The sequence below is a fragment of the Pseudomonas sp. 2822-17 genome, assembly GCF_002742485.1.
Lineage (GTDB): Bacteria > Pseudomonadota > Gammaproteobacteria > Pseudomonadales > Pseudomonadaceae > Aquipseudomonas > Aquipseudomonas cyclaminis.
The window spans coordinates 66,804-93,618 of sequence record NZ_LJRZ01000766.1 but is presented as its reverse complement, the minus strand read 5'-3'; the positions used below and the strand labels follow the sequence as shown (position 1 = coordinate 93,618).

The following is a 26,815-nucleotide window of genomic DNA, read 5'->3' as shown; positions in this document are numbered from 1 at the left end:
TAGTGGCCGGTCGCTTAAGGCTGGGCGCTGGTGCAAGGCGTTTAGCGCACGGTGAGGTTTTGCCAACAGGGTATGCCGAATCGGGCAAGCAGTTGCGCGGTTTCGCACACCGGCAGCCCTACAACGGCGGAATAGCTGCCATTGAGACCGGCGACAAACACCGAGCCAAGCCCTTGAATAGCATAGCCGCCCGCCTTGTCCTGGGGTTCGCCGCTGTGCCAGTAGGTTGTTGCTTCTTCGACAGAAATCGCGCGAAAACGTACACGACTGCTTACACATTGGGTTTCACAGCGCTGGCCGTCGGTAAGGGCAATAGCGGTGAGCACTTCATGCTCACGTTCCGCCAAGGCCATCAACATCGCCAGGGCATCGGCCTGGTCAACCGGCTTGCCGAGGATCTGACCGTCCACGATCACTGCCGTGTCAGCGCCCAACACACAGGCGCCCGGCGAATGCTCAAGCGCAGAAAATCCCGCCGCCGCCTTGCCGCGCGCAAGACGTTCGACGTAGGCAACAGCCGATTCATTGGTAAGAGGAGTTTCATCGATAGCGGCGCTGACCACGGTGAAGGGCACACCGATCTGGGTCAGCAGTTCACGCCGTCTTGGGGAGCCCGAGGCCAGATAAAGCGAATTCATTGCAGTCTCTCCCTGTGGGGTTCGATAACCAGGCAGAGCCTCGCAATCCATTCAATTGATTTTATAGCGCCGACTCAACCCACGCAGACCGAAGCTGATCCAGGGCCACAAGAGCGCACTGACCAGGGCTGGCAATACCAGCGCCAGGGTTGGCTGACGGTTACCGGTCAAGGCGCTGAGCCACAGTTGCACCAACTGCGCCAGGCCGAAGATTACCAGGATCACCAGGCACTGCTGCCACATCGGGAACATGCGCAAACGCTGCTGCAACGACAGCACCAGGAAGGTGATCAGGGTCAGGATCAACGCGTTCTGGCCCAGCAAGGTGCCATACAGCACATCTTCCGCCAACCCCAGGAACATGGCCGTGACCATACCCACTTTATGCGGCAGGTTCAGCGACCAGAAGGCCAGCAGCAAGGCCAGCCAGAGCGGTCGCAGGATTTCCATGAATTGGGGCAGCGGGGAAACGCTGAGCAGCAGCCCGACAGCGAATGTCAGCCAGACGATCCAGCCATTGCTCGAATGAGTACCGGCCATTATTCCTCCCTCTGCCGCGTGGTGGCCGGGGCTGCGGCCGCAGGCCTCACAGCAGGCGTCGTGGTGGCGGGGGCTGCGGCCGCAGGCCTCACAGCAGGCGTCGTGGTGGCGGGTGGTTTCGCCGCTGTCGGTTTCACCGGCGTTGCACTATGGGCCGCTGGTTTGGCCGGCGTGACCACCGGAGCAACTGCCGGAGCAACAGGAGTCGCTACTGCGGGCTTGGGTACGGTCGCAGGAATCACCGGCGCAGTGCCGTTCTTCTTGTCTTCCGCTTCCTGAGCCTGGGCGGCGTCGTTGGCACGCTCTTCCGGCGTGCGGTTGTCGCTGAACACCAGCAGTAGATAGCGGCTGCGGTTCAGGGCGGCAGTGGGCACGGCGCGCACAATGGCGAAAGGCTGGCCGGAATCGTGGATCACTTCCTTGACCGTCGCCACCGGGTAACCCGCCGGGAACCGCTGGCCCAGGCCGGAGCTGACCAGCAGGTCACCTTCCTTGATGTCGGCCGTGTCGGCGACGTGACGCAATTCCAGGCGCTCAGGGTTGCCGGTGCCGCTGGCAATCGCTCGCAAGCCGTTACGGTTGACCTGCACCGGAATGCTGTGGGTCGTGTCCGTCAGCAGCAGCACCCGCGAGGTGTAGGGCATCAGCTCGACTACCTGCCCCATCAGGCCACGGGCATCCAGTACCGGCTGACCGAGGACCACACCGTCGCGCTCACCCTTGTTGATGATGATGCGGTGGGTAAAGGGATTCGGGTCCATGCCGATCAACTCGGCCACTTCGACCTTTTCGTTGACCAGTGCCGAAGAGTTGAGCAGCTCGCGCAGCCGAACGTTCTGCTCGGTGAGGGCCGCGAGCTTTTGCATGCGCCCCTGCAACAGCAGGTTTTCGGTCTTGAGTTTTTCGTTTTCGGCGACGAGTTCGGTGCGGCTGCCGAACTGGCTGGCCACCCCCTGGTAGAGCCGTTGCGGCAGATCGGTGACCCAGTATGTCTGCATCAACACCAGCGACATCTGGCTACGCACCGGCTTGAGCAGTGAGAAGCGGGCATCGACCACCATCAACGCGACCGAAAGCACGACCAGCACCAGTAAGCGCACGCCCAATGAGGGGCCTTTGGCGAAAAGCGGTTTAATAAGCCGCTCCTCCCAGGCAAATGTTCTCTTTATTCATACGGCATCTAACCGGCCTGGATGCAGATTGAAGAAGATAAACGCCAACAGGCAGCACTGCAAAGTGCTGCCTGCGGGCGAAACATGGAGTAACCAACGATCTTATTCGCTGGAAAGCAGGTCCATGGTGTGTTTATCCATCATTTCCAGTGCACGACCACCGCCACGCGCAACGCAGGTCAGCGGGTCTTCGGCGACGATCACCGGCAGGCCAGTTTCCTGGGCCAGCAACTTGTCGAGGTCGCGCAGCAAGGCGCCACCACCGGTCAGTACCAGGCCACGCTCGGCGATATCGGAAGCCAGCTCCGGCGGCGATTGCTCCAGGGCGCTCTTCACAGCCTGAACGATGGTGGCCAGGGACTCTTGCAGAGCTTCCAGCACTTCGTTGGAGTTCAGGGTGAAGGCACGTGGAACACCTTCGGCAAGGTTGCGACCGCGAACATCGACTTCGCGCACTTCGCCGCCTGGGTAAGCGGTACCGATTTCCTGCTTGATGCGTTCGGCGGTGGATTCGCCGATCAGGCTGCCGTAGTTACGACGCACATACGTGATGATCGCTTCGTCGAAGCGGTCGCCGCCCACGCGCACGGATTCTGCGTACACCACACCGTTCAGGGAAATCAGGGCGATCTCGGTAGTACCACCACCGATATCCACCACCATCGAACCGCGGGCTTCTTCAACCGGCAGGCCGGCACCGATCGCAGCAGCCATTGGCTCTTCGATCAGGAACACTTCACGGGCACCGGCGCCAAGGGCCGATTCACGGATGGCACGACGCTCAACCTGGGTGGACTTGCATGGAACGCAGATCAGCACACGAGGGCTGGGCTGCAGGAAACTGTTTTCGTGAACCTTGTTGATGAAGTACTGCAGCATCTTCTCGCAGACACTGAAGTCGGCGATCACGCCGTCCTTCATCGGACGAATGGCGGCAATATTGCCTGGTGTACGGCCGAGCATGCGCTTGGCCTCGGTGCCGACGGCAACGACACTTTTCTGATTACCATGGGTCCGAATGGCCACAACCGATGGCTCATTCAGAACGATACCGCGCTCGCGCACGTAAATAAGGGTGTTGGCAGTGCCCAGGTCAATGGAAAGATCGCTGGAAAACATGCCACGCAGTTTCTTGAACATGGGGAAAGGACCCTAGGCAACGCGTGGGTAAAAAAGTGCGGCAAACTCTAACAACGACAGGGATTTTGGGCAAGGCGCCAATGTGCTAAATTGGCCGACTTTCTGTGCACCAACCCCCACAATCGCGGCCATATGACCGTAGAAATGCGGTAGTGTTCCGACAATCTAACACACGGACAGCCTCCGTTCTGTTTTCCACTGGAGATTCCCATGGCGCTTGAACGCTCCGACGTGGAAAAAATCGCGCATCTGGCCTCGCTTGGCCTCAATGACGCCGATCTTCCACAGACCACCGCAGCCCTGAACAGCATTCTCGGGCTGGTTGACCAAATGCAGGCCGTGAACACCGACGGCATCGAGCCCCTGGCTCACCCGCTGGAAGCCAGCCAGCGCCTGCGCGCAGACGTCGTGACCGAGCGCAATAATCGCGAGGCCTACCAGTCCATCGCACCAGCGGTCGAAAACGGCCTGTACCTGGTTCCGAAAGTCATCGACTAAAGGGAAAGAGCCTTTCATGCATCACATGACTCTGGCCGAGATCGCCCGCGGTCTCGCCGACAAAACGTTTTCCTCCGAAGAGCTGACCAAGACCCTGCTGGCGCGTATTACTGCGCTGGATCCCAAGGTCAACAGCTTCATCAGCCTCACCGAAGAACTGGCCCTGAGCCAGGCCAAGGCCGCCGACGTACGTCGCGCCAAGGGTGAAAACGGCGCACTGCTGGGCGCTCCAATCGCCCACAAAGACCTGTTCTGCACCCAGGGCATACGCACCAGCTGCGGCTCGAAGATGCTCGACAACTTTAAAGCGCCCTACGACGCCACCGTGGTGTCCAAGCTGGCTGCCGCCGGGGCCGTGACCCTGGGCAAGACCAACATGGACGAATTCGCCATGGGTTCGGCCAACGAGTCGAGCTACTACGGCGCGGTAAAAAACCCGTGGAACCTGGAACACGTGCCAGGCGGTTCGTCCGGCGGTTCGGCTGCTGCCGTCGCCGCGCGCTTCCTGCCGGCCGCCACGGCCACCGACACCGGCGGCTCCATTCGCCAACCGGCTGCCTTCACCAACCTCACCGGGTTGAAGCCGACCTACGGTCGCGTTTCCCGCTGGGGCATGATCGCGTACGCATCCAGCCTCGATCAGGGCGGCCCGCTGGCCCGCACCGCTGAAGACTGCGCAATATTGTTACAAGGCATGGCTGGCTTTGACCCACAGGACTCAACCAGCATCGATGAGCCCGTGCCGGACTACAGCGCCAGCCTGAACACCTCGCTCAAAGGCCTGCGCATCGGCGTGCCGAAGGAATACTTCAGCGCCGGTCTCGACCCGCGCATCGCCGAGTTGGTGCACAACAGCATCAAGACGCTGGAAGGCCTGGGCGCCGTGATCAAGGAAATCAGCCTGCCGAACAACCAGCACGCGATTCCTGCCTACTACGTGATCGCGCCGGCAGAAGCCTCCTCCAACCTGTCGCGTTTCGACGGCGTGCGTTTTGGCTACCGCTGCGAAAACCCGAAAGACCTCACCGACCTCTACAAACGCTCCCGTGGCGAAGGCTTCGGTGCCGAAGTACAACGCCGGATCATGGTCGGTGCCTACGCCTTGTCGGCGGGTTATTACGACGCGTACTACCTCAAGGCGCAAAAGATCCGTCGCCTGATCAAGAACGACTTCATGGCGGCCTTTGAAGAAGTCGACGTGATCCTCGGTCCAACCACGCCGAACCCGGCCTGGAAGATCGGCGCCAAGACCGGCGACCCGATTGCCGAGTACCTGGAAGACCTCTACACCATCACCGCCAACCTCGCGGGCTTGCCGGGCCTGTCCATGCCGGCCGGCTTCGTCGATGGCCTGCCGGTGGGCGTGCAATTGCTCGCACCGTATTTCCAGGAAGGCCGCCTGCTCAATGTGGCGCACCAGTACCAGTTGAACACCGACTGGCACACTCGCACCCCTACCGGCTTCTGAGGAGAACACTATGCAATGGGAAGTTGTGATCGGGCTGGAGATTCATACCCAGCTCGCCACCCAATCGAAGATTTTCTCCGGTAGCGCCACCACGTTCGGCTCCGAGCCCAACACCCAGGCCAGCCTGGTCGACCTGGGCATGCCCGGCGTTTTGCCGGTGCTGAACCAGGAAGCGGTGCGCATGGCGGTGATGTTCGGCCTGGCGATTGACGCCGAGATCGGCCAGCACAACGTGTTTGCGCGCAAGAACTACTTCTACCCGGACCTGCCCAAGGGCTACCAGATCAGCCAGATGGAATTGCCGATCGTCGGCAAGGGCTACCTGGACATCCCGCTGGAAGACGGCACCATCAAACGTGTCGGCGTCACCCGCGCCCACCTGGAAGAAGACGCCGGCAAAAGCCTGCATGAAGAGTTCAACGGTGCCACCGGCATCGACCTGAACCGCGCCGGCACGCCGCTGCTGGAGATCGTGTCCGAGCCGGACATGCGCAGTGCCAAGGAAGCCGTGGCCTACGTCAAGACCATCCACGCACTGGTGCGCTACCTGGGCATCTGCGACGGCAACATGGCCGAAGGCTCGCTGCGTTGCGACTGCAACGTGTCGGTGCGGCCAAAAGGCCAGGCCGAGTACGGTACCCGCTGCGAGATCAAGAACGTCAACTCGTTCCGTTTCATCGAGAAGGCGATCAACACCGAAGTGCGTCGCCAGATCGAACTGATCGAAGACGGCGGCAAGGTGATCCAGCAGACCCGCCTCTACGACCCGAACAAAGACGAAACCCGCGCCATGCGCAGCAAGGAGGAAGCCAACGACTACCGTTACTTCCCCGACCCGGACCTGTTGCCGGTGGTCATCGAGGACTCGTTCCTGGATGACATCCGCGCCACCCTGCCGGAATTGCCGCCGCAAAAACGCGAGCGCTTCCAAGAGCAGTTCGGCCTGTCGGTCTACGACGCCAGCGTATTGGCGTCCAGCCGCGAGCAAGCCGACTACTTCGAAAAAGTCGTGAGCATTGCCGGCGACGCCAAGCTGGCGGCCAACTGGGTCATGGTTGAACTGGGCAGCCTGCTGAACAAGCAGGGCCTGGAAATCGACGAAGCCCCAGTGACCGCCGAACAGCTGGGCGGCATGCTGCTGCGCATCAAGGACAACACCATCTCCGGCAAGATTGCGAAGACTGTGTTTGAAGCGATGGCCGCGGGCGAAGGCAATGCTGACGAGATCATCGAGAAACGCGGTCTCAAGCAGGTCACCGACAGCGGCGCCATCTCGGCGGTACTGGATGAGATGCTGGCGGCCAACGCCGAGCAGGTCGAACAATACCGCGCGGCAGACGAAGCCAAGCGCGGCAAGATGTTCGGCTTCTTTGTCGGCCAGGCCATGAAAGCCTCTAAAGGCAAGGCCAACCCCCAACAGGTGAACGAACTGCTGAAAAGCAAGCTCGAAGGCTGACAGCGGTGAAGGGGCCAAGCCAGATTTCATGCTCGGCTCGGACCTCCTGTGGGAGGGGGCAAGCCCCCTCCCACATTTGATAATGGGGATACCTTGAATGACCCGTTTACTTGGCCTTTTAGCCCTGTTCTCCCTGTTGACCGGTTGCGCCAGCGGCCTCATCAATCCCAACGGCTACGACGAAACCGGCACCGCTTCCTATTACGGCGCCCGGCACCATGGCAAGAAAACCGCCAGCGGTGAACCTTTCAACCAGAACGCCCTGACCGCCGCCCACCGGCAACTGCCGTTCGGCACCCGAGTCAAGGTCACCAATCTCGACAACGACAACTCCGTCGTGGTCCGCATCAATGATCGCGGCCCGCATACCCGTGGGCGCCTGATCGATCTTTCCCGCGAAGCCGCCGAGCAACTCGGCATGCTGCGCAGCGGTACTGCGCGGGTTCGCGTGCAGGCCATGAGCAACTAACCAGGAGGGTTCTGACCATTTTTGGATTATCCACCCTGTCGCCCTGGAGCCTGCTCGAACTGGTCAGCGGCCTTGTGCTGCTGATCGTCGGCGCCGAAATTTTGGTGCGCGCGGCGGTGCGCCTCGCGGCCAGTCTCAAGGTACGGCCATTGATCATCGGCCTGACCATCGTGGCCTTCGGCAGCAGCGCGCCACAGATGACCGTCAGCCTGCAGGCGACCCTGGCCGGCAATACCGATATCGCCGTGGGCAGCGTCATCGGCAGCAGCATCTTCAACATCCTGGTGACCCTCGGCCTGTCGGCGCTGATCATCCCTTTGCGGGTCTCGCGCCAGTTGGTGCGCCTGGATATCCCGGTGATGATTCTCGCCGGCCTGTTGGTGTTTACCCTGGCGGCCAATGAAGAACTGACGCCGGTCGATGGCCTGCTGCTGCTGATTGCACTGATCGCCTATCTTGGCGTGCTGCACTACCAGACGCGTCATTCGCGCCGCCCGCGCACGCTGGACACGGTGGCCCGAGCGCCCTGGCTGAGCAGCGTATTGCTGATGCTCGGCGGCTTTCTGATCCTGGTGCTGGCCGGCCACCTGTTGCTCGGCGCGGCGGTGGACGTGGCCAGCGACCTGGGCCTGTCGGAACGCATCATTGGCCTGACGCTGATCGGCGTCGGCACCTCGCTGCCGTGCCTGGCCACTTCGCTGATTGCCGCCCTGCGCGGCGAGCGGGAAATTGCCGTGGGCAACGTGATCGGCAGCAACCTGTTCAACCTGCTGGGCGTGCTGGGGCTGACGGCACTGCTGGCGCCATCGCCGCTGTCGGTGTCGCCCAACGCCCTGGATTTCGACCTGCCGGTGATGCTCGGCGTGGTGGCGCTGTGCCTGCCGGTGTTCTATACCGGTTACCGCGTGACCCGCGCCGAAGGCCTGGTGTTACTGGGGTTGTACCTGGCGTATGGGCTGCATGTGATGGCGTTCACCACCGGCATGCCCCTGGCCACCAAACTCGAACAATTGATGCTGCATTACATCCTGCCAGCGCTGGTGGTGTTCCTGGTGCTCACCTCGCTGCGCGCCTGGCGCCGCCAACACAAGAGGGAATCGCAATGACCGATCAGAAAAAACCCGGGGTTGAGATGCGTCGCCAGGTCATGGGCGATGTATTCGTCGACCGCGCATTGGGCAATGCCACCGAGTTCAGCCAGCCGCTGCAGGATTTCGTCAATGAACATGCCTGGGGCAGTGTGTGGAACCGCGAAGGGTTGCCGCTGAAGACGCGCAGCCTGATCACCCTGGCGGCGCTGACTGCGCTCAAGTGCCCACAAGAGCTGAAGGGGCACGTACGCGGTGCACTGAACAATGGCTGCACCGTGGAAGAGATTCGCGAAGCGTTGCTGCACTGTGCGGTGTACGCAGGGGTGCCGGCGGCGATCGATGCGTTTCGTGCTGCCCAGGAAGTGATCGATACCTACCAGAAAGAAGCTTAGATCCAGCCACCCGCCTGCAACACAAAAATACCGATATTCGTGGTCACCGCCGCCATCAAGGTGGTGATCACAATAATCGCCGCCGCCAGCTCGTGATTACCTTCGGCCGCCCTCGCCATCACGAAACTGGCGGCGGCCGTCGGCGCGCCGAAGTACAGGAACAGAATCCCCAATTCCGGCCCGCGAAAGCCCAGCAGCCAGGCGCCCAGCGTGGCGACCACCGGCAACCAGACCATCTTCATCAGGCTCGCGCTCAGCGCCATGTTGCCGCTTTTGCGCAACGCTGCCAGGGACAAGGTGCCGCCAATGCAGATCAAGGCCAGCGGCAAGGTGGTGTCCGCCAGGTATTGCATGGATTTTTCCAGCCAGCCAGGCAGGCCAATCTGAAAATACGCAAACGGCGCCGCCACGATCACGCTGATGATCAGCGGGTTGGCCACCACACTCTTGAAGATGCTCCAGGGGTCGGACTTGATCACCGGGCTGTACACCGCCAGCACAATGGTCGACAGGGTGTTGTAGAACAGGATCACCAGCGCCGCGAGGATTGCACCGAGAGAGATGCCGTAGTCGCCGTACATGCTGGCGGCCAAGGCCAGGCCGATCACCCCGTTATTGCCGCGAAACGCGCCTTGGGTATAGATGCCCCGGTCTTCGCGCTTGCAGCGAAAAATCGCCCAGCCCCAGGCCAACGCAAAGCTCGCCAGCGTGGCGACGGCGAAATAGATCAGCAGACCCGGCTTGAGCGCCGAGTGCAGGTCGGCATGCAGGATGCCCAGGAACAGCAGCGCCGGCATGGTGACGTTGAACACCAGGGACGAAGCCGTGTGGATAAAGTTGTCGTTGATCCAATTGATGCGCTTGAGCAGCACACCCAGAAACAGCATGGCGAATACCGGCGCGGTGATGGTGAGGGTGGTGAGGAAGATAGCCAGCATGCCGGGGAGAACCTTGGTGAGCGTCGTTAGGTGGCTAATGATAAGCCATACAAACGCGCAGTGCCCGATAGACCACTATCGGGGGCAAGCCCCTCCCACATTCGACCACATTTCAAAATTAGAACTCGGTCAAGGTGGGAGGGGGCTTGCCCCCGATGCAGGCGACTCGGTCTCAGGTAATCGGCGCCGGGTTGAACAACGTGATGTCATTGTGCAGCTTGTGATGCTCCGCCCAGGTCTGCTTCTTGCCGCTGGCCACGTCCAGGTAGAAGTGGAACAACTCCCAGCCCAACTCCTCGATGCTCGCCCGCCCGGTGGCAATGCGCCCAGCGTCGATATCGATGAGGTCCGGCCAACGCTGCGCCAATTCCGTACGGGTCGACACTTTCACCACTGGCGCCATCGCCAGCCCATAAGGCGTGCCACGGCCGGTGGTAAACACGTGCAGGTTCATCCCCGCCGCCAATTGCAGCGTACCGCAGACAAAATCACTGGCCGGCGTCGCGCAGAAGATCAGGCCCTTGCTCTTGAAGCGCTCGCCAGGGCCCAGCACGCCGTTGATCGCGCTGCTGCCGGACTTGACGATCGAGCCCAAGGACTTCTCGACAATGTTCGACAGCCCGCCCTTCTTGTTGCCCGGCGTGGTATTGGCGCTGCGATCTGCTTCGCCCTTGGCCAGGTAACGGTCGTACCAGTCCATTTCCCTGACCAGTTCCTCGGCCACTTCCTTCGTCTGCGCCCGAGATGTCAGCAAGTAGATGGCATCGCGTACTTCAGTGACTTCGGAAAACATCACCGTCGCCCCGGCTCGCAGCAACAAGTCCGAGGCGTAACCCAGCGCGGGGTTGGCGGTGATGCCGGAAAACGCATCACTGCCGCCGCACTGCATGCCCAGGATCAGTTCGGACGCCGGCACGGTTTCGCGGCGGCGCTGGTCGAGTTTCTTCAGGCGGATTTCGGCCAGTTCCATGATCTGCTCGATCATCTCGGTAAAGCCGTGGCTGGAATCCTGCAGCTTGTACAACCACGGCTCGCTCAGGTCGACCGAGCTGTCGTTGTCGTGCATCACCTGCCCGGCCTGCAATTTCTCGCAGCCCAGGCCGATCACCAAGGCTTCGCCCCCCAGGTTTGGATTGCGCGCCAGGTTGCGCACGGTTCGGATCGGGATGTAGGCATCCGTCGCGGTAATTGCCACGCCACAGCCGTAGCTGTGGGTCAGCGCCACCACGTCATCGACATTCGGGTACTTGGGCAGCAATTCGTCCTTGATGCGCTTGACCGCATGGTCCAGCACCCCGGTCACGCACTGCACCGTGGTGGTGATGCCAAGGATATTGCGCGTGCCCACGGTCCCGTCGGCGTTGCGATAACCCTCGAACGTAAACCCTTCCAGCGGCGCCTGGGTTTGCGGCACATCGGTGGACAACGGCAAGCTGTCCAGCGGCGGCGCGGTAGGCATGCGCAGTTGATCTTCCTGGACCCAACTGCCGCGTGGAATCGGCGCCAAGGCATAACCGATGGTCTGGCCGTAGCGAATAATCTGACCGCCTTCGGGGATATCTTCCAGGGTCACTTTATGGCTCTGGGGGATGAACTCCACGGTCACCAGGCCGTCCGGGAACTCGGTCCCGGCCGGTACGCCCTGGTCATTGACCACGATCACTACGTTGTCACGCTCGTGCAAACGAATCGAGCGCGGCGAGTCGGCATGTTCAATCAACTGCATCACGGTGCCTCTCAGGAATGCGCTTCGGTTAGGTTGGTCAACTCTGGCCCCTTGCTTGGCGGCTCTTTGAGTACTACACGCTTGATCGGGCCGACGATAACCAGGTAGCTGAACACCGCCACCAGCGCGTTGGCGCCGACGAACACCAGGGCCCATTTGAAGGAACCGGTGGTGCTGATGATGTAGCCGATCACGATGGGCGTGGTGATCGAAGCCAGGTTACCAAAGGTGTTGAACAAGCCGCCGCTGAGGCCGGCGATCTGTTTCGGCGAAGTGTCGGACACCACCGCCCACCCCAGTGCGCCAACGCCTTTGCCGAAGAAAGCCAGGGCCATAAAGCCCACCACCATCCATTCAACGTCGACGTAATTACACGCGATGATACTGCTGGAGACCAGCAGGCCAGCGATGATCGGTGCCTTGCGGGCGAAGGTCAGGGAATGGCCCTTGCGCAGCAGGTAGTCGGAAATCACACCGCCGAGCACACCGCCGATAAACCCGCAGATCGCCGGTAACGAGGCAATGAAACCGGCCTTGAGGATGGTCATGCCACGGTCCTGTACCAGGTACACCGGGAACCAGGTCAGGAAGAAGTATGTGATGCCGTTGATGCAGTACTGGCCCAGGTACACGCCGAGCATCATGCGATTGGTCAGCAACTGGCGGATGTAATCCCACTTCGGCCCGTCAGTTTTCTTACCTTTGCCTTTGTCCTGGTCCATATCGACCATCGCACCATTGGCGGCGATGTGATTGAACTCGGCTTCGTTGATCATCGGATGCTGGCGCGGGCTGTGGATAACTTTCAGCCAGATCAGCGAGAACACGATGCCGATCACGCCCATCACGATAAACACGTGCTGCCAGCCGAAGCGGTAGACGATCCAGCCCATCAATGGCGCGAACAACACCGTGGCGAAGTACTGCGCCGAGTTGAAGATCGCCGACGCCGTGCCGCGTTCGGCGGTCGGGAACCAAGCCGCGACAATACGCGCGTTACCGGGGAAGGACGGCGCTTCGGCCAGGCCCACCATGAAGCGCAGCATGAACAGCGCAACAACCGCAGTGGAGACGCCAAACTCACCGACGTAGCCTTGCAGCACGGTGAACAGCGACCAGGTGAAGATGCTCAGGGCATAGACTTTTTTCGAGCCGAAACGGTCCAGCAGCCAGCCACCGGGGATTTGCCCGGCCACGTAGGCCCAACCGAATGCAGAGAAGATATAACCGAGGGTGACCGCGTCGATGCCGAGGTCTTTTTGCAGGCTGGAGCCCGCGATGGCGATGGTGGCCCGGTCGGCGTAGTTGATCGTGGTCACCAGGAACAGCATGAGCAGGATCAAATAGCGGACGTGGGTCGGCTTGGTCGCTTGCATGTAGAAGTACTCCCACTAATTATTTTTTTTGCGGGTAATAGTTATGTGTGTTCAGTGTGGGAGCCGGCAGGCGTCCGGCTCCCACGGGTAGTGCGTGTTACAAGCCGATGTAGCTGGTTTTCACCACGGTGTAGAACTCTTGTGCATAGCGACCTTGCTCCCGCGAGCCATAGGATGAGCCTTTACGGCCACCGAATGGAACGTGGTAATCCACGCCTGCCGTCGGCAGGTTGACCATCACCATCCCCGCCTGGGAGTGGCGTTTGAAGTGGTTGGCGTATTTCAACGACGTGGTGGCAATGCCCGCCGAAAGACCGAACTCGGTGTCGTTGGCCATGGCCAGCGCCGCCTCATAGTCCGCTACGCGCACCACGTTGGCCACCGGGCCGAAGATCTCTTCACGGCTGATGCGCATGGCGGCTTCGCTGTCGGCAAACAGTGTCGGCGCCAGGTAGTAGCCTTCGGTGTCGCAGGTCACCAGGCCGCCACCGCTGACCAGCCGCGCGCCTTCGCTTTGGCCGATGTCGATGTATTTCAGGTCCTGGTCCAACTGAGCCTGGGAAACCACTGGGCCGATGTCGGTACCGCTTTTCAGCGCGTGGCCGACCTTGATCGACTTCATGCGCTCGGCCATGGCCGCGACGAACTGGTCGTGAATCCCGGCAGTCACGATCAAACGGCTGGACGCGGTGCAACGCTGGCCAGTGGAGTAGAACGCGCTCTGTACCGACAGCTCGACGGCCTGCTTGAGGTCGGCGTCGTCGAGGATGATCTGCGGGTTCTTGCCGCCCATTTCCAACTGCACTTTGGCCTGGCGCGACACGCAGCTGACAGCGATCTGACGGCCCACACCCACGGAACCGGTGAAGCTGATGCCGTCGACTTTCGGGCTGTTGACCAGCACGTCGCCAACCACACGACCACTGCCCATCACCAGGTTAAACACGCCGGCCGGGAAACCGGCGCGGGAGATGATTTCGGCCAGCGCCCAGGCGCAGCCCGGAACCAGTTCCGCCGGTTTGATCACTACGCAGTTGCCGTAGGCCAGGGCCGGGGCGATCTTCCACGCAGGGATGGCGATCGGGAAGTTCCAAGGGGTGATCAGGCCGACCACGCCGAGGGCTTCGCGGGTGACTTCAACATTGACGCCCGGACGCACCGACGGCACGTAGTCGCCGGACAAACGCAGGCATTCACCGGCGAAGAACTTGAAGATGTTACCGGCGCGGGTCACTTCACCGATGGCTTCCGGCAGGGTCTTGCCCTCTTCACGGGCCAGCAGGGTACCCAGCTCTTCGCGGCGTGCGAGGATTTCGCTGCCGACTTTATCCAGCGCGTCATGACGCGCCTGGATGCCGGACGTGGACCAGGCCGGGAATGCAGCACGGGCGGCGTCGATGGCGGCGTTGACTTGGGCGACGTCTGCCTTGGCATATTCACCAATGACGTCAGACAACTCCGAAGGATTGAGGTTGGTGCAGTAGTCGGCGCCGGTTACCCACTCGCCATTGATGTAGTTTTCAAAACGCTTTGCTTGGGACACGAATCTTCTCCTGACGCAAAAGGCCGCTGATTACTCAGCGGCCTTGTTAATGGGTTATTGCGGACCTTGCTTGTCGATCAGCGCGGCCAGGGCTTCGTATTCTTCCGGCAGCAGGTCGGTCAGCGGCGTACGCACCGGACCTGCGTCATAGCCGGCGATTTTTGCACCGGCCTTGACGATGCTCACGGCATAACCGGATTTGCGGTTACGGATGTCCAGGTAAGGCAGAAAGAAGTCGTCGATGATCTTGGCGACGGTGGCGTGATCATCCTTGGCAATGGCGTGGTAGAAGTCCATCGCGGTTTTCGGAATGAAGTTGAACACCGCCGAGGAGTACACCGGCACGCCCAAGGCCTTGTAGGCAGCGGCGTAAACCTCTGCAGTCGGCAGGCCGCCGAGGTAACTGAAACGGTCGCCCAGACGACGGCGGATCGACACCATCAACTCGATGTCACCCAGGCCATCCTTGTACCCGATCAGGTTCGGGCAGCGCTCGGCCAGGCGTTCCAGCAGCGGAGCGGTCAGGCGGCACACGTTACGGTTGTAGACCACCACGCCGATTTTTACCGATTTGCACACGGCTTCAACGTGGGCGGCAACGCCGTCCTGGCTGGCTTCGGTGAGGTAGTGCGGCAGCAGCAGCAGGCCTTTGGCGCCCAGGCGTTCGGCCTCTTGGGCGTATTCGATGGCCTGGCGCGTGGAACCGCCTACGCCGGCGAGGATCGGCACGCTGGTGGCGCAGGTATCAACAGCGGTCTTTACCACTTGGGAATATTCGCTGGCCGCCAGGGAGAAAAACTCACCCGTGCCACCTGCGGCGAACAACGCGGTGGCGCCATAAGGGGCCAGCCATTCAAGGCGCTTGATGTAGCCCGCTTGGTGGAAGTCACCCTGGGCGTTGAAATCGGTCACCGGGAAAGACAGCAGACCGTGGGAGAGGATGGACTTCAGCTCTTGTGGATTCATTATTCGTACACCCTGGGTAAAGACTTTCTGTCGAAAGATTGTTGTTGGTTTTGGTGATGTCGTACGTCATCGTACAACTATAAAAAGATTCGTCAACTGCAATTCATCGGCCTTCACCTGAAACCGTGTTGAGACAGCAGTTCTTGACGTAGGAAATTTATCCTCTATGCTTGCAATAACTGTATATACATACAGCTATTAAGGAAGATTCCTACGACATAGCAAGGAGCTAACATGTCAGGTCTTGATCTCGCAGTACCCGAAAGAACCCAACCGGCCCTGCGTTTCGAAGGCGGCGAACACACCGCCATCGGCGACGACACGCTGTTGCGCTTTACCACCGACGCCCCACCCATTCCCGCCCGGCAAGTCGAACTGCACCTGCCCAACGGGCTGGCACTGAGCTACGGCCAAGTCATTGCCCTGGGCGGTGACTTCTATGGCATTCCCGGCAAGCCGATCAGTGATGGCGCCTCCCCTGCCGAGCGCGTGCAACGCTTTACCGCCGCCTTTAACTCGCTGGCGGTGCTGCCTGCCTCGCGGCAAGAAGCCGGCAAGATCCTCGCGGTGATGCAAAAGGAAATCAGCGCGGTCAACCAAGCCATCAAAGATGGCAAACAACCCCATGAAGCCTACGACGCGTTGGGTGACACGTTGTCCGAAGAATGGAACCGCATCACCGGGGGCGGGAGTGCGGTCTCGGCACTGGTACCGCTGGGGCGTTACCTGAAACTGGCGGCGGACAACGCCGACCACTTCGGCGAATGGGCACTTTCGGCCTACCTGGCAGGGCACACGGCAGCGTTGCAACAGGCGGTGGTCGCTCATCAAACCGGTACCGATCAGGCACTGGAACTGGCCTACGCAATGAACAGTTTTGCTGATCACTTCTTGACCGATCTGTTTTCCGCCGGTCATCTGCGGGTGCCGCGCAAGCAACTGGCAGCGGTGGTCACGCCGGGCGAGCTGGGTTCATTGATCAGTCGCTTCATGCACGATGAAGACAGCAAATTCGGACTCAAGGTGCGCAATGCCATGGGTGACGAGTGGCATGCCTATGGCGATAAACGCTACTTCGACGCCATCGATGCGGCCAATCGCGTGCAGGTCAAACGCGCCGTCCAGGCATCCGCCGATGAGATCTTCGAGACCTTCATCAGCGGTGTGGCGCCCTCCCCGGCCAACTTCAAGGCACCGTTGTATGTGCCGGACCTGAATGCGGCACAGAACCCGGCGAATAACTTCTCGCCGCTGTTCAAGCTGGAGGGAGACAAAGTACTGCGTCGCAAGGACGTGAATGACCTGAACGACAAGCACTGGACGGATGATTGGTGGGGGTGGAGTACGTATTTGTTGCTGAAGGATTACAAGCCGAATACGCCGATTTAACCGGCACCGCTTGTCGATACTGTGATTTCTGACAGTTACGCTAAATCTCAATAAAGAGGATAACGCCGCGTAGGAGCCAGGCTCTCTGGCTTCTATGCAGAGGAGTAAACAACTATGTCTTATGAAGCCCCCAGCATGGCTGGCTCCACCTCTTCGAACAATGCCGAAGTGAGGCTGGCGAGCAACCAACTACTCGAATTTTCCATTCCTGAACCCAATGACATTCCGGCCAGCGCAAGCGTATGCCTCATTGTCAGACAGGATCCTGAATTACCGGACTTCAAAAGCGATTTTCAGCCCGCAGGAACGTTCGACGAAGACCAGGAAGACTTCGTGAAAACCAGCAACCTCAAGCTTTCCCTGTCGTCCAACGACCTGAAGGACTATTCCAACAAGACGGTAGAGATTCGCTACCTCATACGCAGCGAGTCGGGGGATTGGGACTCGGAGCCACTCACGGTAAAAATCTTGTCGTGACACCACCTATCCGCGCTGCGCCTCCGCCTCTTCATGGGCATGGCGCAGCCGCTCGCGGCTGTTGGTCAGATGCAACCGCATCGCCGCCCGCGCCGCATCCGAATCCTGACGGGCGATCGCCTCGTAGATCTCTTCGTGCTCGCGGCTCAGGCGCCCCATGTAATGTTGCTGGTCATCATGGGCCAGGCGCGCTGAATTCAAGCGGGTACGCGGAATGATGCTGGTGCCCAGGTGGGTCATGATGTCGGTGAAGTAGCGGTTACCGGTGGACAGCGCGATTTCCAGGTGGAACGCGAAGTCGGATGCGACCGCATCGCCGGCGTGCGCCGCACTTTCATTCAGGGCATCCAGCGCCGCGCGCATGGCGGCCAGTTGCTCATCGCTGCGGCGCAGGGCGGCCAGGCCAGCGGACTCCACTTCCAGACTGATGCGCAACTCCAGGATCGCCAGTACATCGCGCAATGTCACCACTGTCGCCGGGTCAATGCGGAAACCGCTTGGGCTTGGCGTGTCCAGCACGAACGTGCCGATGCCATGGCGGGTTTCCACTTGCCCTGCGGCCTGCAAACGGGAGATGGCTTCACGCACTACCGTGCGACTGACGCCATGGGCTTCCATGATCGCGGACTCGGTGGGCAGCTTGTCGCCCCGTTTGAGTTCGCCGTCACGGATCTGCTCGGACAGCACCGTGACCAATTCCTGGGCAAGGCTGCGGCGCTTGCGGGGAAGACGAGGGGCGGTGCTGGCGTTTTCCATGTGGGGTCATCTATCTCGGTTGAGTAAAGAGGCATCATAGCCCATGGTGGTTGTACGATCACTGTTCAGTCGCGACTTTCACTTATATCCTGCGCGCAAAAAAATGCCTCGATACAGATCGAGGCATTTTTCCAGCACACCCGAAGGCGAATGCCGCTTACTTCACCACTTTCAGGCTAGGCCGGCCGCTTGGACGCGGTGGCTCGGCATCCGGTGGTGGCAAATCATCACCGTCTTCGTTTTCGATCGATTCGTCGTCCTCGAAAGGCGACTCCAGATCAAACACCATGCCTTGGCCATTCTCACGGGCGTAGATCCCGAGAATGGCGCCAATTGGCACGTAGAGCGTATGCGGCACACCGCCAAAACGCCCTTCGAAACTGACCGCTTCATTGTCCATGTGCAGGTGGCGCACGGCACTCGGCGATACGTTCAGCACAATCTGTCCGTCACTGGCAAAACCCTGCGGTACCTGAACCGCAGCAAATTCGGAATTGACCAGCATGTGCGGGGTGCAATCGTTATCCACAATCCACTCGTAGAGCGCGCGGACCAGGTAAGGTCGACTGGAGTTCATCAACGGCTCCTTAAGCCTTAGCGCATATCGCGTTCGACACCAGACAGACTCGCCTGGAAAGCCTCACGCGCAAACTGGCGCTCCATGTAATCAAGCAGCGGCTTGGCGGGCCGCGGCAGTTCAATACCGAGAATCGGCAAACGCCAGAGTATCGGTAATAGGCAGCAATCCACCAAACTTTGTTCCTCACTCAGGAAAAAAGGTTTGTCGGCGAACAGCGGCGAAACACCGGTCAGGCTCTCGCGCAATTCCTTGCGCGCCACGACACGGGCCGCCTCTTTACTGCGCGAATCCAGAATCACATCCACCAGCCCACACCAGTCGCGCTGGATCCGATGGATCAGCAGGCGGCTGTTGGCACGCGCCACCGGATACACCGGCAGCAAAGGCGGATGAGGGTAACGCTCATCCAGGTATTCCATCACCACGGTCGACTCCCACAACGCCAGGTCACGATCGACCAGGGTGGGCAAGCTGCCGTAAGGGTTCACTTCGATCAGCTTTGGCGGATGACGGCCCGCCTCCACAGTGATGATCTCGGCGCTGACACCCTTCTCTGCGAGCACGATACGTACCCGGTGGGAATAGTGGTCGGCGGGGTCGGAGTAACAGGCCAACCGATTGGTCACGCCCATGGCGGTCCTCCTCGCTTGTTGAAATTATCGAAAGCTCAAAAACGAGCGCGCCCAGAAAGCATCTCTGTAACGGCGGTTCAACCCGTCGCTACGTGTTCAGAGATGCCGCTGGGCGCGCAAGATTAACAGCAATTGCTTACGGTTGGATCAATGCACATCCTTCCAGTATTCGCGTTTGAGCAGATAGGCGAATACAAAGAAGAAAGCCAGGTAGAGCAAGACGTAAGTACCGATACGCTGGTGCTGCAGTTTGACCGGGTTGGCCGAGTAAGCCAGGAAGGTCACGAGGTTCTTGACCTTCTCGTCGAACTGTTCGTCAGTCAGCGAACCGGGGGTTTCGATCTTCAGTTGATCGCACGCTTCATGAGTCAGAGGCGTGCCAGTCAGCGGATCGTATTGCTTCTTGCCGTCTTCAACGACCTGGATCTGCTTGCATCCTACCACTTGCTTGCCTTGAAGGCCGACCAGAACGTTAGGCATGCCGACGTTCGGGAATACGCGGTTGTTCACGCGGTAAGGGCGCGTCGGATCCTCGTAGAACGACTTGAGGTAGCCATATAGCCAATCGGTGCCGCGCACACGGGCCACCAGGGTCAGGTCGGGCGGTGCCGCACCGAACCAGGCCTTGGCATCCGCCGGTTGCATGCCGATGTTCATGTGGTCGCCAATCTTGGCACCGGTGAACACCAACTTATCCAGCATCAGTTCGTGGGAAATGCCCAAATCATCGGCAACCCGCTCGTAACGCTGGAACTTGGCGCTATGGCAGCCCATGCAGTAGTTGGCGAAGGTGCGCGCACCGTCCTGCATGGCGACCTTGTCCGACACGTCGATATCGACTTTTTCCAGCTCCGCGCCGTGCTCGGCAGCGAAAGACAGTAGCGGCAGCGCCGCAAGCATCAATGCAACAAATAATTTTTTCATCAGCCAGTCACCCTTTCCGGAACCGGTTTGGTCTTCTCAAGCCGGGTGTAGAACGGCATCAGAATGAAGTAGGCGAAGTACAGGAAGGTGCAGACCTGCGACAGCAACGTACGCTCGGGAGTCGGTGCCAATACGCCCAACACACCCAGGATCACGAACGAAATGCAGAACACCCACAGCCAGATCTTGCTCAGCCAGCCTTTGTAGCGCATGGATTTGACCGGGCTGCGGTCGAGCCAAGGCAACACAAACAGCACGGCGATGGCCGCGCCCATGGCGATTACGCCCATCAGCTTGTCGGGGATTGCCCGCAAGATTGCGTAGAACGGCGTGAAGTACCAGACCGGGGCAATGTGCTCGGGGGTCTTGAAGGCGTTGGCCTGTTCGAAGTTAGGCTTCTCCAGGAAATAACCGCCCATCTCCGGGAAAAAGAACACGATCGAGCAGAACACGAACAAGAACACGACTACGCCGACGATGTCTTTTACGGTGTAGTACGGGTGGAATGGAATGCCGTCCAGCGGGATGCCGTTCTCGTCCTTGTGCTTCTTGATGTCCACGCCGTCCGGGTTGTTGGAACCCACTTCGTGCAGCGCCAGGATGTGCAGCACCACCAGGCCCAGGATCACAATCGGCAGGGCCACCACGTGCAAGGCGAAGAAGCGGTTCAGGGTGATGCCAGAGATCAGGTAGTCACCGCGAATCCACTGGGTCAGGTCGTTGCCGATCACCGGGATGGCGCCGAACAGCGAGATGATCACCTGGGCGCCCCAGTACGACATCTGGCCCCATGGCAGCAGGTAGCCCATGAAGGCTTCAGCCATCAGCGCCAGGTAGATCAACATGCCGAACACCCACACCAACTCGCGGGGCTTCTGGTATGAGCCGTAGAGCAGGCCGCGGAACATGTGCAGGTAGACGACGATAAAGAACGCCGACGCACCGGTGGAGTGCAACAGGCGCAGGATGGAACCGTATTCGACGTCACGCATGATGTATTCGACGGAGGCGAACGCCTCTTCCGCCGAAGGCGTGTAGCTCATCGTCAGCCAGACGCCGGTGACAATCTGGTTGACCAGCACCAACAGCGCCAGGGAGCCAAAGAAGTAGAAGAAGTTGAAGTTTTTTGGCGCGTAATATTTGCTGAGATGGTCTTCCCACATTTTAGTGGCGGGGAAGCGCGTATCCACCCAATCCATGAACTTGCTCATCACGCGTTCTCCTTATCGAGGCCAATGACTATGAGGTCGTCAGTTTCGTAGGTATGCGGCGGCACGGGCAGGTTCAGTGGCGCAGGCTGGGACTTGTAGACGCGGCCGGCAAGGTCGTAATGGGAGCCGTGGCACGGGCAGAAATAACCGCCGACCCAGTCCTTGCCCAAGTCGACAGGCGCTACTTCCGGGCGGAAGGTGGGTGAGCAACCCAGGTGGGTACACAGACCAACCAGCAGCAGGATCTCTGGCTTGATCGAACGCGCTTCGTTCTTGGCGTAGGCGGGTTGGTCGGATTTCTCGGATTGGGGGTCAGACAACTGGCCTTCAATCTTCTTGAGATTCCCCAGGATTTCCTCGGTACGGCGAACAATGAAAACCGGCTGGCCGCGCCACTCAGCAATCATCTGCTGGCCTGGCTCGATCTTGCTGACATTCACCTTCACCGGTGCACCTGCGGCTTTCGCCTTGGCACTGGGAAACCATGACCCCACGAACGGGACCGCAGCCCCCACCGCTCCTGCAGCACCCACCACGGATGTGGCTGCTACCAAGAAGCGACGCCGGCCTGCATTCACGCCGTCATTGCTCATTCAGTCCTCTCCCATCAGCTTTTTGGCCTGTTAAATCAGGCGTCTACTAAGTGTTGAATCTTTACTTATAAAAATTTTGTCGGATGGTAATGAAAAGCCCCACGTATGACAAGGGAATTGCCCAGGACTCAGCCTCCAGGCCTTGTAGTATAGGGGGTCTACGGATGTGGCAAGTTGTCACGGCAAAAAATGTGGATAAATCGCAGGCAATAAAAAACGCCCAGCTCCGTGAGGAGGCTGGGCGTTTTTGTGGAACGTAAAGCGAATTAACGCTTCGAGTACTGCGGACGCTTACGCGCTTTACGCAGACCGACTTTCTTACGTTCAACTTCACGGGCATCGCGAGTAACGAAGCCAGCTTTGCGCAGAGCGCCACGCAGGGTTTCGTCGTACTGCATCAGAGCGCGAGTGATACCGTGGCGGATTGCGCCAGCTTGACCACTTACACCGCCACCGATAACGGTGACGTAGATGTCGAACTTCTCAACAGTCTCGGTCAGTTCCAGCGGCTGACGAACTACCATGCGGGCAGTTTCGCGACCGAAGAAATTTTCCAGAGTGCGGTTGTTGATCGAGATGTTACCAGTGCCCGGACGCAGGAAAACGCGTGCGGTTGCGGTTTTGCGACGGCCAGTGCCGTAATTTTGAGTCGCCGACATAATGAACTATTCCGTTAAAACTTCAGTTCTTGGGGCTGCTGAGCAGCATGAGGGTGTACAGCGCCCGCATAGACTTTCAGCTTGCGAAACATATCGCGACCCAGAGGGCCCTTAGGCAGCATACCTTTGACCGCGATTTCGATCGGGGCTTCAGGCTTCTTGGAGATCAGGCCTTCGAAGTTCGAAGACTTGATACCGCCTGGGAAACCGGAGTGACGGTAGTACATTTTGTCTTGCGCTTTGTTGCCGGTAACACGTACCTGCTCAGCGTTGATGATCACGATGTAGTCACCGGTATCAACGTGAGGGGTGTACTCAGGCTTGTGCTTGCCACGCAGACGGCTGGCGACTTCAGTGGCCAGACGACCCAGGGTCTGACCAGCGGCGTCGACGACAAACCAGTCGCGCTGAACTGTTTCCGGTTTTGCAGTAAAAGTTGTCATTCTTTAATAGCCTCAGGGGCCGCCCTGTAAATTAGACGGCGGATCTTACTGAATAGTGCGTACTTTGACAAGTCAAAGGCAGCCGGATACAGACGCTATCGGGGGCTCGGGTCGGCGCGTCCGTTCAACGGCAAGATTCTTCGGCAGGCGGCGCATCACTTCCACTGCAGAAAGAGGTGGGCAATTATGCAGATTGCGAAAAAAAATTCAACCTGCTTTTATGATTGTTTTCCCCGAAGGAGTACCCGATGGATTATCGACAGCTGGGCCGTACGGATCTGAACGTGAGCGCGATAGCCTTGGGCACCATGACCTGGGGTGAGCAGAACAGCGAGGCAGAGGCCTTCGCGCAGATCGAACGAGCCAAGGCCGCGGGGATCAACTTCCTCGACACGGCGGAAATGTACCCGGTGCCGCCCAAGGCCGACACCTACGCCACCACCGAACGTTACATCGGTAATTACTTCAAAAGCCGTGGTGACCGCGCCGACTGGATCCTCGCCAGCAAGATCGCCGGCCCCGGCAACACCATCGACTACATCCGCGACGGCCACCTGCGCCACAACCGCAAGCACATTGTCGATGCCCTGGACGCCAGCCTCAAGCGCCTGCAGACCGACTGGATCGATCTCTACCAACTGCACTGGCCAGAGCGCAGCACCAACTTTTTCGGCCAATTGAGCTACAAGCACAAGGACGAAGACAACCTCACTCCACTGGAAGAAACCCTCGAAGCGCTGGACGAACAGGTGAAGGCCGGCAAGATCCGCCACATCGGCCTGTCCAACGAAACCCCGTGGGGCACCATGAAATTCCTCGCCCTGGCCGAAGCCCGTGGCTGGACCCGCGCAGTGTCGATCCAGAACCCCTACAACCTGCTCAATCGCAGCTTTGAAGTGGGCCTGGCGGAAGTCGCCATTCGTGAACAGTGCGGCCTGCTCGCCTACTCGCCCCTGGCGTTCGGCATGCTCAGCGGCAAATACGAAGGCGGCGCCCGCCCGGCCAAGGCACGCCTGACCGAGTACAGCCGTTTCAGCCGCTACTTCAACCCGCAGTCGGAAGCAGCATGCAGCCGTTATGTGGCATTGGCGCGGGAACATGGTTTGGACCCGGCGCAGATGGCGCTGGCGTTTGTGACGCAGCAGCCGTTTGTGACCAGCAATATCATTGGCGCAACGTCGCTGGAGCAACTGGACAGCAACATCGCCAGTGCTGATCTGAAGCTGTCGAAGGAAGTGCTGGAAGGGATAGAGGCGATTCAGAAGGATCATCCGAATCCAGCGCCTTGATTGATCTTTGGATCGTTATCGCAGGCAAGCCAGCTTCCACATTTTGACTTGTGAATACATTCAAATGTGGGAGGGGGTTTGCCCCCGATAAGTCCTTCAGCAACACCACACAATCAAAGCGCCCGCGCAATAATCTCCTTCATGATCTCGTTGGTCCCCGCATAAATCCGCTGCACTCGCGCATCCGCCCAGGCCCGCGCGATCGGGTATTCCCACATGAAGCCGTAACCGCCGTGCAACTGCACACACTCGTCAAGCACCTTGCATTGCAGGTCGGTGGCCCAGTACTTGGCCATCGCCGCCGTAGGCACATCCAGCTTGCCCTCCAGGTGCAGCGCCATGCACTTGTCGACGAACACGCGGCCGATCTGAATCTCTGTCGCCATCTCTGCCAACTTGAACCGGGTGTTCTGGAAATCGGCAATCGCCTTGCCGAACGCCTTGCGCTCGCGGGTGTAGTCCAGCGTCCACTGCAACGCCGCTTCGGCTGAGGTGATCGCGCCGATGGCCACGGTCAATCGCTCTTGGGGCAGTTCCTGCATCAAGTAGGCAAAGCCCATGCCCGCCTGACCCAACAGGTTTTCCTTGGGCACCCGCACGTCCTGGAAGAACAGCTCCGAGGTGTCCTGGGCCTTCATGCCCACCTTTTCCAGGCGCTTGCCCTTGGCGAAGCCCGGCGTATCGGCCTGCACCAGAAACAGGCTGGTGCCCTTCGCGCCAGCCTTGGGATCGGTCTTGGCCACGACGATCACCAGTTCGGCCAGATAGCCGTTGGTGATGAAGGTCTTGGAGCCGTTGATTACATACTCATCGCCGTCCAGCACGGCCGTGGTCTTGACCCCTTGCAGGTCGGACCCGGCGCCCGGCTCGGTCATCGCAATGGCGGTGACCATCTCGCCGGAGATCAATTTGGGCAAGTATTTGTGCTTCAGCGCCTCGCTGCCGTAATGCAGGATGTAGGGCGCGACGATGTCCGAATGCAGGGAGAAACCAATCCCGGTCAGGCCCAGCCGACTGATCTCCTCGATCACCACCGCGCTGTAGAGAAAGTCCGCACCCAAGCCGCCATATTCTTCCGGCAGATGGGAACACAACATGCCCGCCTCCCCCGCCTTGCTCCACAGACTGCGGTCGACATACCCCTGTTTTTCCCATTGCCCATGGAACGGCGCGGCGTCTTTTTCAAGGAAAGTGCGCACGCTGTCGCGAAAGAGTTCGTGTTCGGGGCTGAACAAAGTTCTGGGAATCATGGGTCACCTGCGGGGATTGTCGGACAAAGACCAGCCAACAGAGCCTATGCCGCGAAGACGTCACAGGACACTGGACACATGCGACAAAAAATAAGACGATCCAGCCGTCTGGTGACCACTTTCCCCTATAAGAATAAATGAAATTATGTCTAACCAAATCCCCCCGCCCCTGCGGCGCGTCAGCATTTTGGCCATTGATCGGGTATTCGCTTCAACCCTCATGCAAGCCAAGGATTTCTTCCACCTCGCGAGCCTGCGTTACGGCAAACAGCAAGGCCTGGGCCTGACGCCGGCGTTCGAAACGCGCCTGGTCAGCCCCGACGGGCAATCGGTGCGCAGCTTCAGCGATGTGATCATGCCGGTAGACGGCGGCCTAGAAGACGCCGACATCATCGTGCTGCCGGCCTTCTGGGATGACTTCGACGCCCTCTGCACCCGCTACCCCCAAGTACTGCCGTGGCTGCGCGAACAACACGCACGCGGCGCCGTGCTCTGCGGCGAAGCCACCGGGGTGTTCTGGCTGGCCGAAGCCGGGCTGCTCGATGGCAAGGAGGCGACTACCTACTGGCGGTTCTTCAATGCCTTCAGCGAACGCTTTCCCAAAGTGCAGCTCAATCAGGACAAGCACCTCACCGACGCCGACAACCTGTATTGCGCCGGCGGCACTACCTCAGCGTGCGACCTTTACATCTACCTGATCGAACGCTTCTGCGGCGCCAACATCGCCCAGGCGGTGGCCCGCGACATTCTCTATGAAGTGCAGCGCAACTATTCGCCGGGACGCATTGGTTTTGGCGGGCAGAAGCTGCACCAGGACGTGATCATCCTGCAGATCCAGCACTGGCTCGAAGAGCACTTTGCCGACAAGTTCCGCTTCGAAGACGTCGCCCGCGAACATGGCATGAGCATCCGCAACTTCATGCGGCGCTTCCAGACGGCGACGGGTGACAAACCGCTGCATTACCTGCAGCGCCTGCGTATCGAGACGGCCAAGGGCCTGCTCTCGGGCAGCCGCAAGAGCATCAAGACCATCAGTTATGAGGTGGGTTACGACGATGCGAGTTTCTTTGCGCGGTTGTTCAGGCAGCACACGGAGTTGTCGCCAAACCAGTATCGCCAGCAGTTCCAGCAGGCTGCGTAAGCAAATGTGGGAGGGGGCTTGCCCTAATGCCGGTCAGTTAAGAGATAAAAGGGCAAAA

The 26,815-nt window shown here is 59.7% G+C and carries 28 protein-coding genes; 10 read left to right on the top strand and 18 right to left on the bottom strand.

Annotation, left to right across the window (positions count from 1 at the left end; all coding sequences use genetic code 11):
- Window positions 1-41: 41 nt before the first annotated feature.
- The 4 genes from AOA60_RS28025 to mreB all read right to left on the bottom strand — a co-directional run bounded on the left by AOA60_RS28025 (window position 42) and on the right by mreB (window position 3,490).
- Complete coding sequence (locus tag AOA60_RS28025) at window positions 42-638, bottom strand: nucleoside triphosphate pyrophosphatase (protein WP_099587108.1); 597 nt, start codon at window positions 636-638, stop codon at window positions 42-44.
- A 51-nt stretch (window positions 639-689) separates the two neighbouring features.
- Window positions 690-1,178: a rod shape-determining protein MreD gene (gene mreD / locus AOA60_RS28020; protein WP_099587107.1), complete on the bottom strand. Its 489-nt coding sequence runs from the start codon at window positions 1,176-1,178 to the stop codon at window positions 690-692.
- Window positions 1,178-2,314 (bottom strand): rod shape-determining protein MreC, encoded by a 1,137-nt coding sequence (gene mreC, locus AOA60_RS28015; RefSeq protein WP_099587106.1) that lies wholly within the window; start codon window positions 2,312-2,314, stop codon window positions 1,178-1,180. Before mreC ends, mreD begins: the two co-directional genes overlap by 1 nt.
- A gap of 138 nt (window positions 2,315-2,452) precedes the next feature.
- A complete protein-coding gene (gene mreB, locus AOA60_RS28010; protein WP_002555108.1) occupies window positions 2,453-3,490 on the bottom strand; it encodes a rod shape-determining protein MreB in 1,038 nt (345 codons plus the stop codon).
- Between the two features lie 210 nt (window positions 3,491-3,700).
- Between mreB and gatC the strand changes: the two genes are divergently transcribed.
- The 6 genes from gatC to AOA60_RS27980 all read left to right on the top strand — a co-directional run bounded on the left by gatC (window position 3,701) and on the right by AOA60_RS27980 (window position 8,864).
- The gene (gene gatC / locus AOA60_RS28005; RefSeq protein ID WP_003188556.1) at window positions 3,701-3,988 is read left to right on the top strand and encodes an Asp-tRNA(Asn)/Glu-tRNA(Gln) amidotransferase subunit GatC; all 288 of its coding nucleotides are present in this window, start codon (window positions 3,701-3,703) and stop codon (window positions 3,986-3,988) included.
- Window positions 3,989-4,004: 16 nt separating this feature from the next.
- Complete coding sequence (gene gatA / locus AOA60_RS28000; protein WP_099587105.1) at window positions 4,005-5,456, top strand: Asp-tRNA(Asn)/Glu-tRNA(Gln) amidotransferase subunit GatA; 1,452 nt, start codon at window positions 4,005-4,007, stop codon at window positions 5,454-5,456.
- 10 nt (window positions 5,457-5,466) lie between these two features.
- Entirely contained in the window at window positions 5,467-6,912 is a 1,446-nt protein-coding gene (gene gatB / locus AOA60_RS27995) for an Asp-tRNA(Asn)/Glu-tRNA(Gln) amidotransferase subunit GatB (protein WP_099587104.1), read from the top strand.
- 97 nt (window positions 6,913-7,009) lie between these two features.
- Window positions 7,010-7,381: a septal ring lytic transglycosylase RlpA family protein gene (locus AOA60_RS27990; RefSeq protein ID WP_099587103.1), complete on the top strand. Its 372-nt coding sequence runs from the start codon at window positions 7,010-7,012 to the stop codon at window positions 7,379-7,381.
- 59 nt (window positions 7,382-7,440) lie between these two features.
- Entirely contained in the window at window positions 7,441-8,487 is a 1,047-nt protein-coding gene (locus AOA60_RS27985) for a calcium/sodium antiporter (RefSeq protein WP_099587102.1), read from the top strand.
- Entirely contained in the window at window positions 8,484-8,864 is a 381-nt protein-coding gene (locus AOA60_RS27980; RefSeq protein ID WP_099587101.1) for a carboxymuconolactone decarboxylase family protein, read from the top strand. The genes AOA60_RS27985 and AOA60_RS27980 overlap by 4 nt, the downstream gene beginning before the upstream one ends.
- Here AOA60_RS27980 and AOA60_RS27975 read toward each other — a convergent pair.
- The 5 genes from AOA60_RS27975 to kdgD form a co-directional block, all read right to left on the bottom strand.
- Complete coding sequence (locus AOA60_RS27975; RefSeq protein WP_099587100.1) at window positions 8,861-9,802, bottom strand: AEC family transporter; 942 nt, start codon at window positions 9,800-9,802, stop codon at window positions 8,861-8,863. The genes AOA60_RS27980 and AOA60_RS27975 overlap by 4 nt on opposite strands.
- 172 nt (window positions 9,803-9,974) lie before the next feature.
- Window positions 9,975-11,528 carry a galactarate dehydratase gene (garD, locus tag AOA60_RS27970; protein WP_099587099.1) on the bottom strand — a complete coding sequence of 518 codons (1,554 nt, stop codon included), beginning with the start codon at window positions 11,526-11,528 and terminating at the stop codon, window positions 9,975-9,977.
- 11 nt (window positions 11,529-11,539) lie between these two features.
- Window positions 11,540-12,904, bottom strand: coding sequence for an MFS transporter (locus AOA60_RS27965; RefSeq protein WP_099587098.1), 1,365 nt, complete (start codon window positions 12,902-12,904; stop codon window positions 11,540-11,542).
- 97 nt (window positions 12,905-13,001) lie between these two features.
- Window positions 13,002-14,447 carry an aldehyde dehydrogenase family protein gene (locus tag AOA60_RS27960; protein ID WP_099587097.1) on the bottom strand — a complete coding sequence of 482 codons (1,446 nt, stop codon included), beginning with the start codon at window positions 14,445-14,447 and terminating at the stop codon, window positions 13,002-13,004.
- A 54-nt stretch (window positions 14,448-14,501) separates the two neighbouring features.
- A complete protein-coding gene (kdgD, locus tag AOA60_RS27955; protein WP_032886251.1) occupies window positions 14,502-15,413 on the bottom strand; it encodes a 5-dehydro-4-deoxyglucarate dehydratase in 912 nt (303 codons plus the stop codon).
- A gap of 234 nt (window positions 15,414-15,647) precedes the next feature.
- Between kdgD and AOA60_RS27950 the strand changes: the two genes are divergently transcribed.
- Together AOA60_RS27950 and AOA60_RS27945 are read left to right on the top strand one after the other, a co-directional pair.
- Complete coding sequence (locus tag AOA60_RS27950; protein WP_099587096.1) at window positions 15,648-16,802, top strand: phospholipase; 1,155 nt, start codon at window positions 15,648-15,650, stop codon at window positions 16,800-16,802.
- A gap of 114 nt (window positions 16,803-16,916) precedes the next feature.
- The gene (locus tag AOA60_RS27945; RefSeq protein ID WP_099587095.1) at window positions 16,917-17,279 is read left to right on the top strand and encodes a hypothetical protein; all 363 of its coding nucleotides are present in this window, start codon (window positions 16,917-16,919) and stop codon (window positions 17,277-17,279) included.
- A 6-nt stretch (window positions 17,280-17,285) separates the two neighbouring features.
- On the opposite strand, the gene AOA60_RS27940 is transcribed toward AOA60_RS27945, so the two are convergent.
- The 8 genes from AOA60_RS27940 to rplM form a co-directional block, all read right to left on the bottom strand.
- On the bottom strand, window positions 17,286-18,035 hold the full coding sequence (locus AOA60_RS27940; protein WP_099587094.1) for a FadR/GntR family transcriptional regulator: 750 nt from the start codon (window positions 18,033-18,035) through the stop codon (window positions 17,286-17,288).
- 157 nt (window positions 18,036-18,192) lie between these two features.
- Entirely contained in the window at window positions 18,193-18,612 is a 420-nt protein-coding gene (locus tag AOA60_RS27935; protein WP_099587093.1) for a ClpXP protease specificity-enhancing factor, read from the bottom strand.
- A 17-nt stretch (window positions 18,613-18,629) separates the two neighbouring features.
- Window positions 18,630-19,247 carry a glutathione S-transferase N-terminal domain-containing protein gene (locus AOA60_RS27930; protein WP_099587092.1) on the bottom strand — a complete coding sequence of 206 codons (618 nt, stop codon included), beginning with the start codon at window positions 19,245-19,247 and terminating at the stop codon, window positions 18,630-18,632.
- 147 nt (window positions 19,248-19,394) lie between these two features.
- A complete protein-coding gene (locus AOA60_RS27925) occupies window positions 19,395-20,171 on the bottom strand; it encodes a cytochrome c1 (protein WP_099587091.1) in 777 nt (258 codons plus the stop codon).
- Window positions 20,171-21,382: a cytochrome bc complex cytochrome b subunit gene (locus AOA60_RS27920; RefSeq protein ID WP_099587090.1), complete on the bottom strand. Its 1,212-nt coding sequence runs from the start codon at window positions 21,380-21,382 to the stop codon at window positions 20,171-20,173. The genes AOA60_RS27925 and AOA60_RS27920 overlap by 1 nt, the downstream gene beginning before the upstream one ends.
- Window positions 21,382-21,975, bottom strand: coding sequence for a ubiquinol-cytochrome c reductase iron-sulfur subunit (petA, locus tag AOA60_RS27915; RefSeq protein ID WP_099587089.1), 594 nt, complete (start codon window positions 21,973-21,975; stop codon window positions 21,382-21,384). Before petA ends, AOA60_RS27920 begins: the two co-directional genes overlap by 1 nt.
- A gap of 266 nt (window positions 21,976-22,241) precedes the next feature.
- A complete protein-coding gene (gene rpsI, locus AOA60_RS27910) occupies window positions 22,242-22,634 on the bottom strand; it encodes a 30S ribosomal protein S9 (protein ID WP_003216038.1) in 393 nt (130 codons plus the stop codon).
- A 14-nt stretch (window positions 22,635-22,648) separates the two neighbouring features.
- On the bottom strand, window positions 22,649-23,077 hold the full coding sequence (rplM, locus tag AOA60_RS27905; RefSeq protein WP_003171742.1) for a 50S ribosomal protein L13: 429 nt from the start codon (window positions 23,075-23,077) through the stop codon (window positions 22,649-22,651).
- A gap of 248 nt (window positions 23,078-23,325) precedes the next feature.
- On the opposite strand from rplM, the gene AOA60_RS27900 reads away from it, so the two are divergent.
- Window positions 23,326-24,366 (top strand): NADP(H)-dependent aldo-keto reductase, encoded by a 1,041-nt coding sequence (locus AOA60_RS27900; RefSeq protein WP_099587088.1) that lies wholly within the window; start codon window positions 23,326-23,328, stop codon window positions 24,364-24,366.
- Between the two features lie 113 nt (window positions 24,367-24,479).
- On the opposite strand, the gene AOA60_RS27895 is transcribed toward AOA60_RS27900, so the two are convergent.
- Complete coding sequence (locus AOA60_RS27895) at window positions 24,480-25,616, bottom strand: acyl-CoA dehydrogenase family protein (protein ID WP_099587087.1); 1,137 nt, start codon at window positions 25,614-25,616, stop codon at window positions 24,480-24,482.
- 220 nt (window positions 25,617-25,836) lie between these two features.
- On the opposite strand from AOA60_RS27895, the gene AOA60_RS27890 reads away from it, so the two are divergent.
- On the top strand, window positions 25,837-26,757 hold the full coding sequence (locus AOA60_RS27890; protein ID WP_177411598.1) for a GlxA family transcriptional regulator: 921 nt from the start codon (window positions 25,837-25,839) through the stop codon (window positions 26,755-26,757).
- Window positions 26,758-26,815 lie beyond the last annotated feature (58 nt).

Bases quoted from the DNA above. Each gene is read 5' to 3' on its own strand.
- mreB (WP_002555108.1), bottom strand. From the start codon at position 3,490: ATGTTCAAGAAACTGCGTGGCATGTTTTCCAGCGATCTTTCCATTGAC.
- mreD (WP_099587107.1), bottom strand. From the start codon at position 1,178: ATGGCCGGTACTCATTCGAGCAATGGCTGGATCGTCTGGCTGACATTC.
- gatA (WP_099587105.1), top strand. From the start codon at position 4,005: ATGCATCACATGACTCTGGCCGAGATCGCCCGCGGTCTCGCCGACAAA.
- rplM (WP_003171742.1), bottom strand. From the start codon at position 23,077: ATGACAACTTTTACTGCAAAACCGGAAACAGTTCAGCGCGACTGGTTT.
- AOA60_RS27920 (WP_099587090.1), bottom strand. From the start codon at position 21,382: ATGAGCAAGTTCATGGATTGGGTGGATACGCGCTTCCCCGCCACTAAA.
- AOA60_RS27950 (WP_099587096.1), top strand. From the start codon at position 15,648: ATGTCAGGTCTTGATCTCGCAGTACCCGAAAGAACCCAACCGGCCCTG.
- AOA60_RS27975 (WP_099587100.1), bottom strand. From the start codon at position 9,802: ATGCTGGCTATCTTCCTCACCACCCTCACCATCACCGCGCCGGTATTC.
- AOA60_RS27945 (WP_099587095.1), top strand. From the start codon at position 16,917: ATGTCTTATGAAGCCCCCAGCATGGCTGGCTCCACCTCTTCGAACAAT.
- AOA60_RS27900 (WP_099587088.1), top strand. From the start codon at position 23,326: ATGGATTATCGACAGCTGGGCCGTACGGATCTGAACGTGAGCGCGATA.
- AOA60_RS27940 (WP_099587094.1), bottom strand. From the start codon at position 18,035: ATGGAAAACGCCAGCACCGCCCCTCGTCTTCCCCGCAAGCGCCGCAGC.
- AOA60_RS27890 (WP_177411598.1), top strand. From the start codon at position 25,837: ATGCAAGCCAAGGATTTCTTCCACCTCGCGAGCCTGCGTTACGGCAAA.
- petA (WP_099587089.1), bottom strand. From the start codon at position 21,975: ATGAGCAATGACGGCGTGAATGCAGGCCGGCGTCGCTTCTTGGTAGCA.
- gatB (WP_099587104.1), top strand. From the start codon at position 5,467: ATGCAATGGGAAGTTGTGATCGGGCTGGAGATTCATACCCAGCTCGCC.
- AOA60_RS27895 (WP_099587087.1), bottom strand. From the start codon at position 25,616: ATGATTCCCAGAACTTTGTTCAGCCCCGAACACGAACTCTTTCGCGAC.
- kdgD (WP_032886251.1), bottom strand. From the start codon at position 15,413: ATGAATCCACAAGAGCTGAAGTCCATCCTCTCCCACGGTCTGCTGTCT.
- AOA60_RS28025 (WP_099587108.1), bottom strand. From the start codon at position 638: ATGAATTCGCTTTATCTGGCCTCGGGCTCCCCAAGACGGCGTGAACTG.
- AOA60_RS27980 (WP_099587101.1), top strand. From the start codon at position 8,484: ATGACCGATCAGAAAAAACCCGGGGTTGAGATGCGTCGCCAGGTCATG.
- AOA60_RS27965 (WP_099587098.1), bottom strand. From the start codon at position 12,904: ATGCAAGCGACCAAGCCGACCCACGTCCGCTATTTGATCCTGCTCATG.
- gatC (WP_003188556.1), top strand. From the start codon at position 3,701: ATGGCGCTTGAACGCTCCGACGTGGAAAAAATCGCGCATCTGGCCTCG.
- garD (WP_099587099.1), bottom strand. From the start codon at position 11,528: ATGCAGTTGATTGAACATGCCGACTCGCCGCGCTCGATTCGTTTGCAC.
- AOA60_RS27935 (WP_099587093.1), bottom strand. From the start codon at position 18,612: ATGAACTCCAGTCGACCTTACCTGGTCCGCGCGCTCTACGAGTGGATT.
- AOA60_RS27925 (WP_099587091.1), bottom strand. From the start codon at position 20,171: ATGAAAAAATTATTTGTTGCATTGATGCTTGCGGCGCTGCCGCTACTG.
- AOA60_RS27930 (WP_099587092.1), bottom strand. From the start codon at position 19,247: ATGGGCGTGACCAATCGGTTGGCCTGTTACTCCGACCCCGCCGACCAC.
- rpsI (WP_003216038.1), bottom strand. From the start codon at position 22,634: ATGTCGGCGACTCAAAATTACGGCACTGGCCGTCGCAAAACCGCAACC.
- AOA60_RS27990 (WP_099587103.1), top strand. From the start codon at position 7,010: ATGACCCGTTTACTTGGCCTTTTAGCCCTGTTCTCCCTGTTGACCGGT.